Genomic DNA, 16,270 nt, shown 5'->3' with positions numbered 1-16,270 from the left:
CCGTCTCGGTGGCGATCAGAAAATCTTGACCGCGCTCTCCAGTGTCTTCCAGACACCCCACAGCAGGGGAACGCCGACGAAGGCCCAGAACAGCGCCGCCTTGGCGTCAAGCCCGCCAAACCCGATGCCGTAAGAGCCGTGCGGCCCCGCCGCCGCCGCGCTCGCACTCGCCGCCTGCAGCTTGGCGACATCGGCCTCCTTCATGTGCCACTTCGAATCGACCGGCTTGATCAGATAGTTGCAGATCAGGCCCGCGATCAGCATCGCGCACAGGATATACATGGTGGTGTTGTAGAGCTGGTCGCGCGGCACGCCCGCCGCGAGCTGGAACTCGCGGATGTAGTTGACCACGACGGGGCCGATGATGCCCGCGGTGGACCACGCCGTCAGCAGCCTTCCGTGGATGGCGCCAACGAACTGCGTGCCGAACATGTCGGCGAGATAGGCCGGCACGGTCGCGAAGCCACCGCCATACATCGACAGGATGATGCCGAAGCCGAGCACGAACAGCAGCTTCGAGCCCATCGCCGCAAAGGTCGGCGCCAGCGCGTAGAGCACGATGCCGAGGATGAAGAAAGTGTAGTAAGTGTTCTTGCGTCCGATCTTGTCCGACAGCGATGCCCAGAAGAAGCGGCCGCCGATGTTGAACAGCGACAGCAATCCGGCGAAGCCCGCGGCGATCGCCGCGATCTGCGCCTTCTGCCCGGCATCGAGTGCGTTGAAGCCGACGTCCGGCAGGCCGATCAGCTTGCCGGCGAAGATCTCCTGGAGCATCGGCGAGGCCATGCCGATCACGCCGATACCGGCCGACACGTTCAGGCAGAGCACCCACCAGATCAGCCAGAACTGCGGCGTCTTGTGCGCGTCGTTGAGATGGACGTTGGCCTTCGAGATCATCGCGTTGGCCTTGGACGGCGGGGTCCAGCCCTCGGGCTGCCAGCCGGGCGGCGGCAAGCGATAGCGGAACGCGCCGATCATCATGAACACGAAGTAGATGACGCCCATCGCGACGAAGGTCTCCCAGACGCCCACCGACGTCGGGCTCTTGAAGTAGTTCATCAAGAGGTTCGCCAGCGGCGCGCCGATCATGGCGCCGCCGCCGAAGCCCATGATGGCCATGCCGGTCGCCATGCCGCGGCGGTCCGGAAACCATTTCACCAGCGTCGACACCGGCGAGATGTAACCGAGGCCGAGGCCGATGCCGCCGATCACGCCGGAGCCGAGCCACAACAGCCAGAGCTGATGGGTGTAGACCCCGATCGCACCGAGGAAGAGGCCGCCGCACCAGCACAGCGCCGAAACGAAGCCGGCCTTGCGCGGGCCCACGCGCTCCAGCCAGCCGCCCCAGACCGCAGCCGCGATGCCGAGCAGCACGAAGAACAGCGTGTACATCCACCCCATGCTGGCGACCTTCCAGTCGCAGCTGGTCGTGAACAGTTCCTGGAACAGCGACATGTCTGCGCACACCTTCGGCGCGGTGAGACCGACCGCGCGCGACAGCGGCAGCCAGAACACCGAGAAACCGTAGGCCATGCCGATGCAGAGATGGATACAGAGCGCCGCCGGCGGCACCAGCCAGCGATTGAAGCCGGCGGTCGCGATGGTCCGCTCGCGATCAAGAAAACCTGCACCGGCACCCGAAAGTGTTCCAGCGCTCTCAATTGAAGCCATGCATTCCTCCCCTGCAGCCGCCCTTCTGAGCAACCTGCCGCTAAGATCCCGTCCTCAGCCCGTTGCGGTGCAGCCTGCTGTCCCTGCTGCTCCGCACAATCATCCGACGCGCGCCAGGATCGTCACGCGCGTCCAAAAAGTTAACCCCTCCAGCGAGGCTCTATGCCCGATACGACGCGCAAGCTTCGTGTGGCCCGTTGATCCGCGTATCGCAGACAAGACTCAACCTCCGCGCCTGCACGGAGAAAGTCAATTTGGGCAGAAGCCATGATCGATGTCGATAGACAAAAGGTCGGTATCAGCGCGGTAACGTTCTCACGAACGCAGTGCACCATTGACGCTCTCTATCGAACCATTTGCTTTTTCTATCAAGAAGACGATGCGCGCGTCGTTGCGCTCGGTGATCTCCACCGTGTCGCCCGTCTCGCGGATCAGGTTCGGAATGTCAATCACCGACAGGGGATCAGTGCAGTGCACCTCGAGCTGATCGCCCGGTTGCAACGGTTTGAGCGCCTTGCGCGTTTTCAGGGCGGGCAATGGACATTTCAGCCCGGTGAGATCGAGCGTGGTTCTGGTCGTTATTCTGGTCATGGGCGCAACATGGCTAGGTGACGCGGTGGCGTCAACGTGCGGCGTCAGAGCAGATCGGCATAGGACAAGAAACCTACGCCCTGCCCCGGCGCGACCCCGATGATGTCTTCGCCGAGTTCGACGAGGCCATCGGTCTCGACCAGCGACGACAACAGGCCGGCGCCTTCGCGAGGGAACTTGACCGCCTCCAACGCACCGTCCGCTCCGCGCCGCAACGAGGCGCGGACATATTCACGGCGGCCGATCTTCTTCTTGTAGGCGAACGCCGCGCGCACCGGGATCGGCAGCAGCGGCTCGGGCAGACCACCGGCAAGCGCCAGCACGGTCGGCCGCACCACATGGACGAAGGTGACAAAGCTCGCGACGGGATTGCCCGGCAATCCGATCAGCGGCGTGCCGTCGATGATCCCCATCGCCACGGGCCGGCCGGGCTTGATCGCCATCCGCCACAGCACGAGCGAGCCAATACTCTCCACCGCCGCCTTGACGTGATCCTCCTCGCCGGTCGAAACCCCGCCGGTCGTGAGGATCAGGTCATGGCCGCTTGCGACCTGCTTCAAGCCATCGGCAAGCGAGCTGCGTTCGTCGCGCAGGATGCCGAGGTCGCTGACCTCGCAGCCGAGCCGGCGCAGCATCGCCATCAGCATGAAGCGGTTGGAATCGAACAGCTGAGAGGCGGCTCGCACCTCACCTGGCGAGGCCAGCTCATCGCCGGTCGAGAACACAGCGACGCGAATGCGCCTGACGACGTCGAGGCGGGTCAAACCGAACGCTGCGGCAAGCGCGACATGTTGCGGCCGCAAGCGTTGGCCGGCGCGCAGCGCGACGTGTCCTTGGGGAATGTCCTCGCCCGCGGGGCGGACATTCGCGCCGGGCTTCAGCCCGGGCGGCAGCACGATCTTGCCAGCCTCGTCGACGCGAACATCCTCTTGCATGAAAACCGTCTCGGCCTCGGGCGGCATTGGCGCGCCCGTGAAGATGCGCGCGGTGTGCCCGGCCTTGATCGGGGCCTGCGCAAGGCCGCCAGCCTGGATGCGGCCATCGAGCGGGAGCGCCCGTTCCTCCGCTTGCGGAAGGTCCGCATTGCGCACGGCGTAACCGTCTACGGCCGAGTTAGTGAACGGCGGCAGCGGCAATGGTGCCGCGATATCGCGCGCCAAAACACGCCCGTCGGCATCCACGAGCGCCACGGTTTCGCGATCGGCGATCGCGTTGACGCGGGTCGTGATCAGGCCAACGGCCTCGTCGACCGACATCATCGGTCCGCCAAAGGCAAAACAATCGTCAGATAATTGCGCCATGGTGCCTCGTCAGCGCATCGCGGCGCTTCTCGCGACCGCTTCCTCGACCGGCATGGCCGCGCGCAGCAGCAACGCCGCCGCAGCCTCGATATCATCGAGATGGACAGTCGGCAGCCGCGTTTCAATGGCGGTGTCGGTCGCGATCCCGGCAATGCCGGGATCGTCGGGAAACAGCAGAGGCTTGCCGTTGGCGGCGCGATGCACCTCGATCTTGCGATGCGGCTCGCGCTTGAAGCCTTCGACCACGACGAGATCGACCGCCGACAGCTTGCTCAGGAGTTCCGGCAGCCGCGGCTCCGCCGCGCCGCGCAGCTCGTGCATCAGGACCCAGCGGTTCGACGACGCCACCAGCACCTCGGCCGCGCCCGCCTCGCGATGGCGCCAGGAATCCTTACCGGGCACGTCGACGTCGAACTGGTGATGCGCATGCTTGATGACGGAGACGCGCAGGCCTTGCGCGTTGAAAAGCGGGATCAGCCGCGTCAACAGCGTGGTCTTGCCCGCACCGCTCCAGCCTGCAAGGCCGATGACTTTCATTCCAGCTCCGTCTCCGCGAGCGACCTGGTCTTTTGGGGAACCGCCGTCTCCTCACCGCCATTGCGAGGAGCGTAGCGACGAAGCAATCCAGACTGCCACCGCGGAGATAGTCTGGATTGCTTCGCTGCGCTCGCAATGACGAGGCAGCGGCATTTCGTTCTCTCGCCGTCATGCTTATATCGGCTTGACCCGAATGTCATGCTAACGTCGCGGCCATGATGAAGATCGACAAAGCCCCGGTGCCCCTGATCCTTCCCAACCCGGACGACCCGCGCCTGACCCAGAGCGTGACCGGGACCGACCAGAGCGGCGCAAAAATCGAGATCAAGGTGCCGATGGAGCGACCACTGACGCTCTATTTGAATGCGCAGGAGATCGTCACCATGATGACGATCGGCGACTATCCCGAATATCTGGCGCTCGGCTACCTGCTGAACCAGAACATGCTGAAGTATAATGACGCCGTCACCGAGGTCGAATACGACGACGACCTCCAGGTGGTGGTGGTGCGCACCGAACACCACACCAATTTCGAGGCCAAGCTGAAGAAGCGCACGCAGACCTCGGGCTGCGCGCAGGGCACCGCCTTCGGCGACCTGCTGGAGGCGGTCGAGAGTGTCGCGCTGCCGAAGGCGGAGCTGCGCACCTCCTGGCTCTACCAGATGACGCAGACCATCAACACTATGCCTTCGCTGTATCTGGAGGCCGGTGCGATCCACGGCTGCGTGCTGTGCAAGGAAGGCGAGCCGCTCTGCTACACCGAGGACGTCGGCCGCCATAACGCCGTCGACAAGATCGCAGGCTGGATGTACCGCCATGGCGTCGATGCCGGCGACAAGATCCTTTACACGACGGGGCGTCTCACCTCGGAGATGGTGATCAAGACCGTGCGCATGGGCATTCCGATTCTCGTATCGCGCTCCGGCTTCACCGCCTGGGGCGTCGATCTCGCAAGGCAGGTCGGGCTGACGCTGGTCGGCCGCACCCGCGGCAAGCGCTTCATCGCGCTCGCGGGCGAGGAGCGCATCGTCTACGACCAGAATCTCGCTTACGTCGAGGAGGAATCGGCCAAGCACAAGCGCAAGGGTGAAGGTGGTGACGACTAGGATTCCGGCAACGCAAGGCGTGCTGCTCGCCGGCGGCCTGGCGCGCCGCATGGGCGGCGGCGACAAACCGATGCGAACCATCGGCGGCCGTACCATTCTCGAGCGCGTGATCGCACGCCTGGCGCCCCAGTGCGACGGATTGATCCTCAATGCGAACGGCGATCCCGCGCGCTTCGCCGCGTTCGGCCTGCAGGTTGTCTCCGACGACGTGCCCGGCTTCCCCGGCCCGCTCGCCGGCATCCTCGCTGCGCTCGACTGGACCGCGACGAACCGGCCGGAGGTGGAGTGGGTGCTCAGCGCCGCCGGCGACTGTCCGTTTTTGCCGCGCGATCTCGTCGCGCGATTGCATGAGACGCGAGAGAAAGAGAACGCACAGCTCGCTGTCGCCGCATCCGGCGACCAGACGCATCCTGTGATCGGCCTGTGGCGCGTCGCCTTGCGCGACGAGCTGCGCCACGCGCTGGTCGTCGAGGACCTGCGCAAGATCGACCGCTGGACCGCGCGCTATTCGCTCGCGACGGTGACGTGGCCGACCGAGCCGCTCGATCCGTTCTTCAATGCCAATACGGTCGAGGACATCGCGGAAGCCGAACGGCTCGCGGCGCTGGACGACGCGGCCTAATCGAGCTCAAGCCGCCAGCGGCACCGACCAGGCGTCGTAGCCATAGACCCAGCTCGTATCGGTCCGCTCCCTGAGCCAGACGTTGGCGCGCGAGGTTTCCTGCACCCGCGTCGTCCGCGCTTTCCGCGTCGCCTCGAAGCGGCGGAAGGCGCCCACGACGCCGTCACGGTCGATGCCGTCGAGACAGCGTGACAGCACGGCGGCATCCTCGATCGCCATGGCTGCGCCCTGCGCCATATAGGGCGTCATGGGATGGCAGGCATCGCCGAGCAGTGTCACCTTGCCATCCGCCCAGCGCTCCAGCGCGTCACGGTCCATGATCGCCCATTTGTGCACGTCCGGACACGCGGCCAGCACTTTTCCGACCTGCGGATGAAAGCCCTCGAACGAGGCGCGCAGATCGCGCACGTCGCCCTTCGCCGACCAGGACTCGATACGAAAATCCGGCTCCGGCTGACTGGTGACCAGATAGACCTCGCTGCGGTCTGGCTTGACGTAGTAGATCACGATGTGACGGTCCTCGCCCCACCATTTGGTGCAGTCGTCGATGGTCTCGTCCCCGAGCAGCGCAGCCGGATAGGTCGTGCGATAGGCGATGCGGCCGGTGAATTTGACCGGCGCGGTGTCGAACAGGATGTCGCGCACCGCCGAGTGCACGCCGTCCGCGCCGACCACGGCATCGGCAAGAGCGCTGGTGCCGTCGGCGAAGCTCAGGCGGACACCGTCGCCGGTCTCGTCGAGCCCCACGAGCTTGTGGTTGAGCCTCACGAATTCATACGGCACCACGCTCGCCAGCGCGGCATGGAGATCGCCGCGATGGGCGAGCAGATAGGGCGCGCCGAACTTCTCTTCTGCGCTCTCGCCAAAGATCATGTCGAACTTGATGTCGCCGCTCTTCCAGTCCCGGTTGTTCCAGGAGCGCGGATAGAACGAGTGCTCGCGCATCCGCGCCTCCAGCCCCAGCGCGCGCAACACCTTCATAGCATTGCAACCGATCTGGATGCCGGCGCCGATGCGCGCGAATTGGGAGGCCTGCTCGTAGACCATGACATCGATGCCGACACGCCGGAGCGCCGCGGCCGTCGCGAGCCCACCCATGCCGGCACCGACAATCGCAACCGAAAGCGGCCTTGCCATCGCGTCCCCCACCCTGTCGCGCGGCTTGAGCGCCGCGTCGTCCGTCTAGGCCGGACGGAATCCGGCTCGCTCCAGCGCTACGCGTGCCTCGTCCGAGCCAAGCGCATCGAGAAAGGCCCGCACCGCCGGCCGCTGCTTGCGCGCCGTCACCAGCGCGAAATCATAATGCTCTTCCGCCAGCGGAATGAAACCGAGGCCGACCGCATGGGCGACCGGCGCAATGGTCATGCCCCAGTCGGCGCGGCGCTGTGCGACGGCGGCGGCAACCGCGTTGTGCGATCGCGGCTGGTTCCAATAGCCTTCCGGGCGTGCGCCGCCCAGCAGCCGGTCGATCAGGATGCGCGTGCCGGCGCCCTGGTTGCGGTTGACCATGATGCAGGTGGAGTCCGCGAGCGCGACGGCAACAGCCTCTTTCGCACCCAGACCCTCGAAACGCTTGTCGCCCTTGCGGAATACGATGCCCTGCATCCGCCGCCAGCCCGGCACGAGCTCGAGCCCTTCGACAAGGTAAGGCGTATTGTAGGTTTCGCTCTTGTCGTCAAACAGATGAATCGGCGCGAGATCGCATTCGCCGCGCTTTGCCGCAGCAAGCCCACCGAGGCTCCCCACGGCGATCGAGCGCACGGAGAGGCCGACATGCGCGAGCTGTGCGGTGACGAGATCGAGGCCGGTGCAATGGCTGCCAACGATGACGAGATCGGGCACCCGCACATGCGGCGTAAACAACGTCACCTCGGCGTGAGTGCCGGCAGGCATCTGGTCGGCGAGCGCGTCGATGCGCAAGAAGCCGTCGGCCTGTGCAAAGGAGGTGATCGCACCGGAGCCCTTGCCGGAGGGATAGGCGATAAGGCCATCCTTGCCTTCCACCAGCGAGGCCATCACGAATTCGGTGCGGCCGAGCTCGGAGGCGATGCGCACCGGCACGGTGGCCTTCACCTTCGCATCGGAACGCGGCGGCAAGCCCGCCATCCTGCGCAGCACCGGTACGATCATGTCATGGAAGGTGAACATCGCCGAGGTCGGGAAGCCCGGCAGGATCACCACCGGCTTGCCGTCGCACACCGCAAGGCACAGCGGCTTGCCGGGCTTGAGTGCCACGCCATGCGCGATGATGCCGGGCTGACCGAGCCGGCCGATGATGCGATGAGACAGATCGCCCGCCCCCTTCGACGTGCCGCCCGAGAGCACCAGCATATCAGCATCCGCCAGCGCACGGCGCATCGCGGCTTCGAGTTCTGCTTCGTCGTCGGGAATGGCACCGAGAAAAACCGCCGCGCCGCCGTTCTCGTCGATCGCGGCGGCAACAATGGCCCCGTTGGTGTCGTAGATCGCCGCGGGCGCAAGCGCCTCGCCGGGCTGTACCAGTTCGTCGCCGGTCGAGATCACGGCAACGCGCGGCTTGCGCGCGACCTTCACGTCCGCAATGCCGCAGGCCGCCAGCATGCCGATCTCGCGCGAGCCGATGATCGTGCCGGCGCGCAGCAGTGCCTCGCCGCGCGCGATGTCGGATCCGGCATAGGATACGAATTGGCCTGGCGAGACGGCACGACGGATATCGATCGCCTCTGAACCGGCCGGCTGAGTATGCTCGACCATGACGACGGCGTCGGCACCGCGCGGCAGCGGCCCGCCCGTCGCGATCGGCGTTGCGGTTCCTGCCGCCACTTGCAGCGCCGGCGCGGTGCCGCAGTGGATGGTCTCGCCGTTCAACGCAAGGCGAACAGGTGCGCCTTCGCCGGCCATGGCGAGATCCGCCGAGCGCACCGCAAAGCCGTCGACATTGGAACGATCGAACGGCGGGACATCGATCGGTGCGGTGATGTCTTCGGCAAGTGCCGCACCGAGCATACCGCCAAGCTTGCGCACTTCACTCGGAAGCGCCCGCGGGAACAGCGCAGCCTCGAAGCGCGCCATCGCCTCCTCGCGCGAGAGGATCTTGAGGAACTGCTCCTGTTCGGTCGCGCTGCGGCCTGGTGGTTGCGGGATCATCGTCATGCCGAACCCATATCACTGCCGCATCGGATAAGCATCGACCAGCTCGCCTGCCGCAAATCCTTCGTGGCTGGCGGGAATGAGCAGCCAGGCATCCGCGCGGGCGATGGCCTGGAGCGGCCAATCGCCCACGGCAAGCGGCGTCCAGGCCCGATGTTCCTCGGCCAACAGCGCGATTTCGGCAATGCCGACTCTGGATGCGATTTTTCGCGCCAGCGGGAGCGCCAGCTGCCGGCGGGGCCGGCACGCCGACAGACGATCGACGAGCGGAAGCACCAGCGCAAACCAGGCTGCGAGCGCATGATCCGGCAAGCCGGGCAAGGAAATAACCGGAACCGTTCCGAGCCGTCCGACTGCGGCAGTGCGGCCCGGCAGAAGCGCAAGACCATGGGCGATCACGTCGCCGCGCCGGGCCAGCGCAGTCACGGCCGCATCATGGCGGCCGACGCCGCTGCCGCCGACGATCAGGAGCAGGTCGCATGAGGACGCATCGAGCGCTTCGACAATCGATGCTTCCTCTCGCGCGGCGGCTTGGTTCGTCTTCACATCCAGTCCCGCCTCGCGTGCGATCCCGGCGATCATATGCGCCGTCGTCGTCGCGCCAGGCACGTTGACGATGCGCAGTCGCGGCCGTCGCACGCCCAGCCTGTCCACCGAAGCGGCCCGTGCAAGCAACAGGTCGGCCGGACCGACCGGATGGCCCTCCGCGCCGGCCGTCATGCCGGCAGCGATGGCACTTCCGGCGCGCCGGATGCCCTGTCCCGGCATGCCCTCCGCCAGCACCTGGGCAAGCGGGCCGGAGATATCGACGGCGTCGGCATCAAGCACGCAGTCGCACCCCTCCGGCATCGCATCGCCGGTCTCAACCCATGCCGGCCCGTGAGTCAAAGGCAGCGGCGCATAGGCGGACGCGCCGACAAGGTTATTGGCGGTGAGCGCCCATCCGTCCGTGGCGGCAATGTCGTGCGGCGGATGGGCCGCAAGCAGCGGAGTTCCGGCTGCGATGCAGCCGGCCGCCTCGCCCAGCGGCAATTCCACCGATGCGATCGGGGCAACGTCTCGCAGCAACGCGGCGAGCGCGGTGTCGAGCGGCGTCAGCGATGGCGGCAGGCGCTGGGTCATGCGCCATGATGGACCATGCATCGTCCGGTTTGGCAACCGCAGGAAGATGCGGATGTCAGCCGCCGGACTTGTCGGCATTCGGAAAGAACAGTTGCTGCCCGTCGACCCTGTAGCCGGCGATCGCCGCCTGCCCGTCCGGCGAGACCAGCCAGTCGACGAAGGTCTGTCCCAGTTCCTTCTTCACGTTCGGAAACTTCTCGGGGTTGACCAGCATCACGCCGTATTGGTTGAGCAGTCGCTTGTCGCCTTCGACGATGATGTCGAGATCGCCGCGATCCCTCAAGGCGATCCAGCTGCCGCGGTCCGACAGCACATAGGCATTTGTGCCCCGCGCGGCTTCGAGCGCCGCGCTCATGCCCTCCTTGGCTTCGCGATACCAGGCGCCCTTGGCAGCGGCGATGTCGATGCCGGCGACGATCCAGAGCGCGAGCTCCGCAGCGTGCGTGCCGGAGCGATCGCCGCGCGTCACGAACGGCGCGCCCTTGGCCTCGATCGCCTTCAGCGCGGTCGCGATGTCCTTGCCCTTCACGCCGGCAGCATCGCTCTTCGGCCCGATCAGCACATAATCGTTGTACATCACGTCAAGGCGCTTCACGGCAAAACCATCGGCGACGAATTTTTCCTCCTGCGGCCGTGCATGAATCAGCACGACGTCCGCCTCTCCCTTTCGCACGCCGTCGAGCACCTCGTCGGCGCGCTGCGCGATCACCCTCACATCGGTGCCGGTCTTGTCATGGAAGATCGGCAATAGATGATCGAGCAGGCCGGATTCTTGCGTCGATGTCGTCGTGGCCAGGACGATTGCGCGGTCCTCCGCGGACGACGCCGCGATGCCCGCGGCGAGGCCGCAGAGAAGCGCGAGTGCAACGGACAGGCGGCGAATGGCCATGAGCGGGTTCCCATTGGAGACGGGCGCGATCATGATGATCGATTACGCCGCACTCGTGACGCGTTTGCCCATCGCGTCGCCCGACGGCGGCAACAGGAGATAGAACGAGAATAAACCACTACCGGCGTCAGACTTTGGCGTGCGCAGCCGATCGCGCTGTGACGGCTCACTCGGGATATTTCGGCAATGAATCAACCGGCACGTTGATTGCACATGCGCACGAGACGGTCGCAAGGCCCGCACCATTCGAATGTCTCAAGATCGTCAACCAAGATAAGCATCACCGCGTCACGATGTGTTGCAAAGCAACGAGATCATCAGGCATGGTCCTGACGGACATAAAGTGAAATGCAGAATTCCACCTGCGACGAAAGTCCAAAAAGAAGCAAGAATTTGCATAGGAATGCAGGATGGAATTCCTGACGACCAGTGAAGCCGCTGACTATCTCCGACTTGGCGAACGCAAGCTCTACGAACTCGTCACCACCGGCGCGATCCCCTGTAGCAAGGTGACCGGGAAGTGGCTCTTTCCGCGGCACGAGCTCGACCTCTGGGTGCTGTCCGGACTGGCACGCCCTGCGGGCATGCTGGCCACGGAGCCGCCACCCGTCATGGGTGGCAGCCAGGACGAGCTGCTGGATTGGAGCCTGCGCGAATCCGGTTCCGGCCTGGGATCGATGAGCGAGGGCAGCGCGCGCGGACTTGAGCGCCTCCAGCGCGACGAGGTGACCGCTGTGGCCGTGCACTTTCACAGCCTGGATGCCTCCGGCAATGTTGCCTCCGACGCCAGTGTGACGGCGCTGCGAGACGCGCCGGACCTGCATGATGCGCTGCTGGTCGCGTTTGCGCGCCGCGAGCAGGGCCTGGTGCTGCCGCCCGGCAATCCGAAGCGATTGCGCAGTCTCGCCGACGTGCTCGCACTCGGCGCCAGGATGGCGATGCGACAACAGGGAACGGGCGCACAGATGCTGCTCGACGTCCTGCTGAAGCGCGCGGACGCCACCACCCGCGATCTGCGCCGGGCGGAGCCGCCGGCGCTCACCGGGCCGGATCTCGCCGAAATGGTCCGAGCCGGCCAGGCCGATTGCGGTGTGGCGACACGCGCGGCAGCACGCTCGGCCGGGCTCGATTTCGTGCCGCTGGTCTGGGAGAATCTCGATCTGGCGATGCGGCAGCGCAGCTATTTCCGCCCGCCGATGCAGGCCCTGATCCGGTTTCTCAGCGAACGGCGGCTGCGGCAGCGCGCCGAGGAGCTGACCGGCTACGATCCCTCGCCGGCCGGGCAGATCCGCTTCGCAGCCTGACATTGACGCCCGCCCCCTAATAGTTGCAAAAGAAACCAATTCAGCCGGGCCATACCCGGGACAAGCAACACCGGCCAACGAGCCGGATCAGGGGAGGACACGCGTGAATCCAACGAGATTTGGACTGCCGGTCGCGGCTGGCTTTGTCGCGACCGCTTTGGCGGCAGCGCTCTTGCCGAGCACGGCCTCGGCGCAGATTTCCGACGACGTCGTCAAGATCGGCGTGCTCACCGACATGAACGGTCCGGCCTCCGCGCCGACCGGCCAGGGCTCGGTGACGGCGGCGCAGATGGCGATCGACGATTTCGGCGGCACCGTGCTCGGCAAGCCGATCAGCATTGTGATCGGCGATCACCAGCTCAAGGCCGACATCGGCGCCTCGCTCGCACGGCGCTGGTACGACGTCGAGCAGGTCGATCTGATCGTCGACGTGCCGGTCTCCGCGGTCGGGCTCGCGGTGCAGAACATCGCCAACGAGAAGAAGCGGCTGTTCATCACCCATTCGACCGGCACCGCGGACTTCCACGGAAAATTCTGCTCGCCCTACGCGATGCAGTGGGTGTTCGACACCCGCGCCCTTGCGGTCGGCACTGCCGACGCGGTGGTCAAGCGTGGCGGCGACAGCTGGTTCTTCATCACCGACGATTACGCCTTCGGCCATTCGCTGGAGCGCGATGCCTCGAGCGTCATCACCGCCAATGGCGGCAAGGTGCTGGGGTCGGTTAAGCCGCCGCTGGCAACGCCTGACCTCTCCTCCTTCGTGCTGCAGGCGCAGGCCTCCAAGGCCAAGATCATCGGCATTGCGGCAGGTCCCCCCAACAACATGAACGAGATCAAGACCGGCTCGGAGTTCGGCGTGTTCAAGGGCGGCCAGCAGATGGCGGCGCTGCTGGCGCTGATCACCGACATCCACGGCCTCGGATTGCAGGCCGCGCAAGGCCTGTTGCTGACGACGTCGTTCTACTGGGACATGGACGACAAGACCCGCGCATGGTCGAAGCGCTATTTCGCCAAGATGAACAAGATGCCGTCGATGTGGCAGGCCGGCGTCTATTCGAGCGTGATCCACTATCTCAACGCCATCAAGGACGCCGGCACCGACGATCCGCTCAAGGTCGCCGCCGCCATGCGCGCAAAACCGGTCGAGGATTTCTTCGCCCGCAACGGCAAGCTCCGCGAAGACAATCTGATGGTGCACGACCTCTGGCTGGTGCAGGTGAAGACACCGGAGGAGAGCAAATATCCGTGGGACTATTACAAGATCCTCACGACCATCTCCGGCGACAAGGCGTTCGGGCCGCCGGACCCGGCGTGTGCGATGGTGAAGAAGTAGACACGATCTCCGTGTCCCGGACGCGCCGCGGCGCGAAGTGCCGCTGCGCAGAGCCGGGACCCACAACTCCGCCAGGGCACGCTGGGCCCCGGATCAGCAGCGCATCACGCCGCAGGCGCGGCGCGCTGCGCAGCATCCGGGGCACGAGACTGCGGTGTCACCTCGCTACCCCGATCTCGCGAAAATACTTCATCACGCCCGGATGAATCAGCTCCGGCTTCGGCGCCGCCGCGATGGTGTTTGCCGCTGTGGTCTCGCAGGCCTGCGCGAGCTGCTTGCAGAACGTCGCTTCGACGCCGTGCAGCGTCTTCGCCAGGCGATAGGCGACGTCGTCGGGCAGATCCTCGCGCGTGAGGACAAAACTCCAGGAGCCGAGCGAGGCGATCGGCTCCGACTGCTTCGGGTACGAGCCGGCCGGCACGAGCATCGGCTTCAGGAACGCATGCTTGGCACGAATGCGCGTGATCTCTTCGGCGCTCGGTGCGATGAAGCGCGCGCCTGAGGCACTCGATGCCACCGCCGCGAAACCGGGCCAGCCGATGCCGGCGCCCCAGAGCGCTGCGACACGGCCATCCTCGACCATCGCGGGGCCGTCGCCGGCGCGGTCGAGATAGATGGCCTTGAAATCCTCGTCCTGCCTCAAGCCGAGGCCATCGAGCACATAGCGCGCCAGGATCGGCAGGCCCGAGCCTTTGGCGCCGAACGCGACGGGCTGTCCCACCAGATCGCGGATGGTTCTGTAGGGACTGTCCGCCCGCACCACGAACATGCCGGGGTTGGAATAGATCGCGGTGAGGATCTTCAGTCGCACGGGCGCGCGGCCGATGCCGGCGAAGGCCTCATAGGCCGGCTCGCCCGCGACCAGCGCGAGGTCGAGTTCGCCCTTCTCCAAGAGCGGAATGTTCTCATTGCTGCCCTTGGTGTTGCGGGGGGCGATGGTGGTTTGCGGATCGGCCGCGTTCATCGCTTGCGCAAAGGCATTGCCATAGAGCGGGAAGCCGCCGCCGGGCGTGGCGGTGCCGAGACTGAGGCTGAGTATAGCGGTCGAAATGGCGTTGCCTCCGGTTTGAGCAGCTGCGGGGCCACCGAGCAGCGCCGCGGCGAGAAGGACAGGAAAGGCGAATCTCATGGTCGGTCCCGGCGGGCCTGCGTCAACGCCGACTTGCGGCGAAGTAGGCAGCGGCCCGATTTTGTGAAAGCATGCGGCCCAACGACAATAAAGCAATGGGAGGCTTCATGTTGCGAATTTTGCGTAACACTGTTTTCGGGCTGGTCTTTCTTTCAGGTCTTTTCAGCGCGGCCCCTCCCGCCTCCGCCGCCTATCCCGACCGCCCCGTGCACTGGATGATCGGTTTTGCCGCCGGCGGCCCGGTCGACATCGTGGCGCGGATCATGGCGCAGTGGCTGTCGGACAAGTTCGGCCAGCAGTTCATCGTCGAGAACAAGGCCGGCTCCGGCGGCAACATCGCCGCCGCCGCCGCGATCAATTCGCCGCCGGACGGCTATACGCTGCTGTTCGTCGCGCCCAACAATGCGATCTCGACCTCGCTCTACAAGAAGCTGCCTTACGATTTCCTGCGCGACACCGTGCCGGTCGCCAGCATCATGCAGCTCACCAACATGCTGGTCGTCTCCAATGCGATGCCGGTGAAGACGGTTTCCGAGTTCATCGACTACTGCAAGGCCAACCCCGGCAAGATCTCCTTCGCCTCGTCCGGCAACGGCACCTCGGTGCACATGTCGGCCGAGCTGTTCAAGGCGATGACCAAATGCGACATGGTGCACGTGCCCTATCGCGGCTCCGCGATCGCCTTCCCCGACATCATCTCCAACAAGGTGCAGCTGATCTTCGACAACCTGCCCTCCGCGCTGGAACAGGCCAAGGGCGGCAATGTCCGCGCGCTCGGCGTGACCTCGCCGCAACGCTGGCCGATCGTACCTGATGTCCCCGCGATCGCCGAGACCGTGCCCGGCTTCGAATCGGTCGGCTTCTACGGCATCTCCGCGCCGAAGGGCACGCCGCCCGACGTGGTCGAGATCCTCAACAAGGCCGTCGGCGAAGCGCTGAAGGACCCCAAGCTGGTCGCCCGCCTCGCCGAGACCGGCGGCATCCCGAAGCCGATGACGCCCGCCGAGTTCGGCAAGCTGGTCGCGGACGAGACCGAGAAGTGGCGCAAGGTGGTGGAATTCGCGGGGGTGTCAGTGGACTAGGCCGACGATCCGCCGCGCGCTTTCGCCAGCACGGCATTGGAGGGAGCCGGGAGGGCCCCTCCGATCAAAAAGTCAAAAACAACCCCATGCACAGTAGAAAGATCATGCGATCTCAATGGGTTACAAAATCGAAGCAAGACAGCCCTCATCAGACCATTTGACACGTCGGGCAAAACAGGAGCATAAGGGCACGATCGCAGATTTCGGGTATTCGAAAATTACCGATCCTGCTGCGCCGGCGTTCCCGTTCGCCGGAGCCAGCATTGCACCCTCGCCTTCATCCCTGTAAACGAACCGCGCACCGTTGCCGGCCGCGCGTTCCCGCGGGCCGTCCCGCGGCGGGGCCTGTAGCTCAATGGTTAGAGCCGGCCGCTCATAACGGTCTGGTTGCAGGTTCGAGTCCTGCCGGGCCCACCAGCCTTCGCTCGCTTCGCGAGCTTCGGCTCGGCAAGCC

The 16,270-nt window shown here is 65.5% G+C and carries 14 protein-coding genes and 1 tRNA gene; 6 read left to right on the top strand and 9 right to left on the bottom strand.

The window, feature by feature from the left end:
* Positions 1-15: 15 nt before the first annotated feature.
* From PMI42_RS28490 to mobB, 4 genes are all read right to left on the bottom strand, one after another.
* Positions 16-1,671, bottom strand: a complete 1,656-nt coding sequence (locus PMI42_RS28490) for an OFA family MFS transporter (RefSeq protein WP_008140795.1) — start codon at positions 1,669-1,671, stop codon at positions 16-18.
* A 315-nt stretch (positions 1,672-1,986) separates the two neighbouring features.
* Positions 1,987-2,262: a sulfurtransferase TusA family protein gene (locus PMI42_RS28485; RefSeq protein WP_008140793.1), complete on the bottom strand. Its 276-nt coding sequence runs from the start codon at positions 2,260-2,262 to the stop codon at positions 1,987-1,989.
* A 44-nt stretch (positions 2,263-2,306) separates the two neighbouring features.
* The gene (locus tag PMI42_RS28480; RefSeq protein ID WP_035966920.1) at positions 2,307-3,563 is read right to left on the bottom strand and encodes a molybdopterin molybdotransferase MoeA; all 1,257 of its coding nucleotides are present in this window, start codon (positions 3,561-3,563) and stop codon (positions 2,307-2,309) included.
* A 9-nt stretch (positions 3,564-3,572) separates the two neighbouring features.
* The gene (mobB, locus tag PMI42_RS28475; RefSeq protein WP_008140788.1) at positions 3,573-4,100 is read right to left on the bottom strand and encodes a molybdopterin-guanine dinucleotide biosynthesis protein B; all 528 of its coding nucleotides are present in this window, start codon (positions 4,098-4,100) and stop codon (positions 3,573-3,575) included.
* Between the two features lie 215 nt (positions 4,101-4,315).
* On the opposite strand from mobB, the gene fdhD reads away from it, so the two are divergent.
* A complete protein-coding gene (gene fdhD / locus PMI42_RS28470; protein ID WP_008140786.1) occupies positions 4,316-5,206 on the top strand; it encodes a formate dehydrogenase accessory sulfurtransferase FdhD in 891 nt (296 codons plus the stop codon).
* Complete coding sequence (gene mobA / locus PMI42_RS28465) at positions 5,187-5,828, top strand: molybdenum cofactor guanylyltransferase MobA (RefSeq protein ID WP_085969829.1); 642 nt, start codon at positions 5,187-5,189, stop codon at positions 5,826-5,828. Before fdhD ends, mobA begins: the two co-directional genes overlap by 20 nt.
* A 6-nt stretch (positions 5,829-5,834) precedes the next feature.
* Here the strand turns inward: mobA and PMI42_RS28460 are convergent, their stop codons facing one another.
* Genes PMI42_RS28460 through PMI42_RS28445 form a run of 4 tightly spaced genes read right to left on the bottom strand, consistent with a single transcriptional unit; the run spans position 5,835 to position 10,968 of the window.
* On the bottom strand, positions 5,835-6,965 hold the full coding sequence (locus tag PMI42_RS28460; RefSeq protein WP_008140783.1) for an FAD-dependent monooxygenase: 1,131 nt from the start codon (positions 6,963-6,965) through the stop codon (positions 5,835-5,837).
* A 45-nt stretch (positions 6,966-7,010) separates the two neighbouring features.
* Entirely contained in the window at positions 7,011-8,960 is a 1,950-nt protein-coding gene (locus PMI42_RS28455; protein ID WP_035966919.1) for a molybdopterin biosynthesis protein, read from the bottom strand.
* 12 nt (positions 8,961-8,972) lie between these two features.
* Positions 8,973-10,079: a molybdopterin-binding protein gene (locus tag PMI42_RS28450; RefSeq protein WP_008140778.1), complete on the bottom strand. Its 1,107-nt coding sequence runs from the start codon at positions 10,077-10,079 to the stop codon at positions 8,973-8,975.
* Between the two features lie 55 nt (positions 10,080-10,134).
* Positions 10,135-10,968, bottom strand: a complete 834-nt coding sequence (locus tag PMI42_RS28445; protein WP_035966916.1) for an ABC transporter substrate-binding protein — start codon at positions 10,966-10,968, stop codon at positions 10,135-10,137.
* Positions 10,969-11,378: 410 nt separating this feature from the next.
* Here PMI42_RS28445 and PMI42_RS28440 point away from each other — a divergent pair, with 410 nt between their 5' ends.
* Positions 11,379-12,272: a substrate-binding domain-containing protein gene (locus PMI42_RS28440; protein WP_008140774.1), complete on the top strand. Its 894-nt coding sequence runs from the start codon at positions 11,379-11,381 to the stop codon at positions 12,270-12,272.
* Between the two features lie 103 nt (positions 12,273-12,375).
* A complete protein-coding gene (locus PMI42_RS28435) occupies positions 12,376-13,605 on the top strand; it encodes an ABC transporter substrate-binding protein (protein ID WP_008140771.1) in 1,230 nt (409 codons plus the stop codon).
* Between the two features lie 157 nt (positions 13,606-13,762).
* Here PMI42_RS28435 and PMI42_RS28430 read toward each other — a convergent pair whose 3' ends face one another.
* A complete protein-coding gene (locus PMI42_RS28430; protein WP_008140769.1) occupies positions 13,763-14,734 on the bottom strand; it encodes a TAXI family TRAP transporter solute-binding subunit in 972 nt (323 codons plus the stop codon).
* Between the two features lie 107 nt (positions 14,735-14,841).
* On the opposite strand from PMI42_RS28430, the gene PMI42_RS28425 reads away from it, so the two are divergent.
* A complete protein-coding gene (locus tag PMI42_RS28425; protein ID WP_008140767.1) occupies positions 14,842-15,816 on the top strand; it encodes a Bug family tripartite tricarboxylate transporter substrate binding protein in 975 nt (324 codons plus the stop codon).
* Between the two features lie 341 nt (positions 15,817-16,157).
* Positions 16,158-16,233, top strand: a tRNA-Ile gene (locus PMI42_RS28420).
* Positions 16,234-16,270: the final 37 nt, after the last annotated feature.

Source organism: Bradyrhizobium sp. YR681 (assembly GCF_000282615.1).
In the GTDB taxonomy this organism is placed as follows: domain Bacteria; phylum Pseudomonadota; class Alphaproteobacteria; order Rhizobiales; family Xanthobacteraceae; genus Bradyrhizobium.
This window is presented reverse-complemented; position numbering and strand designations above follow the sequence as displayed.

Bases quoted from the DNA above. Each gene is read 5' to 3' on its own strand.
- PMI42_RS28490 (WP_008140795.1), bottom strand. From the start codon at position 1,671: ATGGCTTCAATTGAGAGCGCTGGAACACTTTCGGGTGCCGGTGCAGGT.
- PMI42_RS28425 (WP_008140767.1), top strand. From the start codon at position 14,842: ATGTTGCGAATTTTGCGTAACACTGTTTTCGGGCTGGTCTTTCTTTCA.
- PMI42_RS28480 (WP_035966920.1), bottom strand. From the start codon at position 3,563: ATGGCGCAATTATCTGACGATTGTTTTGCCTTTGGCGGACCGATGATG.
- PMI42_RS28430 (WP_008140769.1), bottom strand. From the start codon at position 14,734: ATGAGATTCGCCTTTCCTGTCCTTCTCGCCGCGGCGCTGCTCGGTGGC.
- PMI42_RS28450 (WP_008140778.1), bottom strand. From the start codon at position 10,079: ATGACCCAGCGCCTGCCGCCATCGCTGACGCCGCTCGACACCGCGCTC.
- PMI42_RS28485 (WP_008140793.1), bottom strand. From the start codon at position 2,262: ATGACCAGAATAACGACCAGAACCACGCTCGATCTCACCGGGCTGAAA.
- PMI42_RS28445 (WP_035966916.1), bottom strand. From the start codon at position 10,968: ATGGCCATTCGCCGCCTGTCCGTTGCACTCGCGCTTCTCTGCGGCCTC.
- fdhD (WP_008140786.1), top strand. From the start codon at position 4,316: ATGATGAAGATCGACAAAGCCCCGGTGCCCCTGATCCTTCCCAACCCG.
- PMI42_RS28460 (WP_008140783.1), bottom strand. From the start codon at position 6,965: ATGGCAAGGCCGCTTTCGGTTGCGATTGTCGGTGCCGGCATGGGTGGG.
- PMI42_RS28455 (WP_035966919.1), bottom strand. From the start codon at position 8,960: ATGACGATGATCCCGCAACCACCAGGCCGCAGCGCGACCGAACAGGAG.
- PMI42_RS28440 (WP_008140774.1), top strand. From the start codon at position 11,379: ATGGAATTCCTGACGACCAGTGAAGCCGCTGACTATCTCCGACTTGGC.
- mobB (WP_008140788.1), bottom strand. From the start codon at position 4,100: ATGAAAGTCATCGGCCTTGCAGGCTGGAGCGGTGCGGGCAAGACCACG.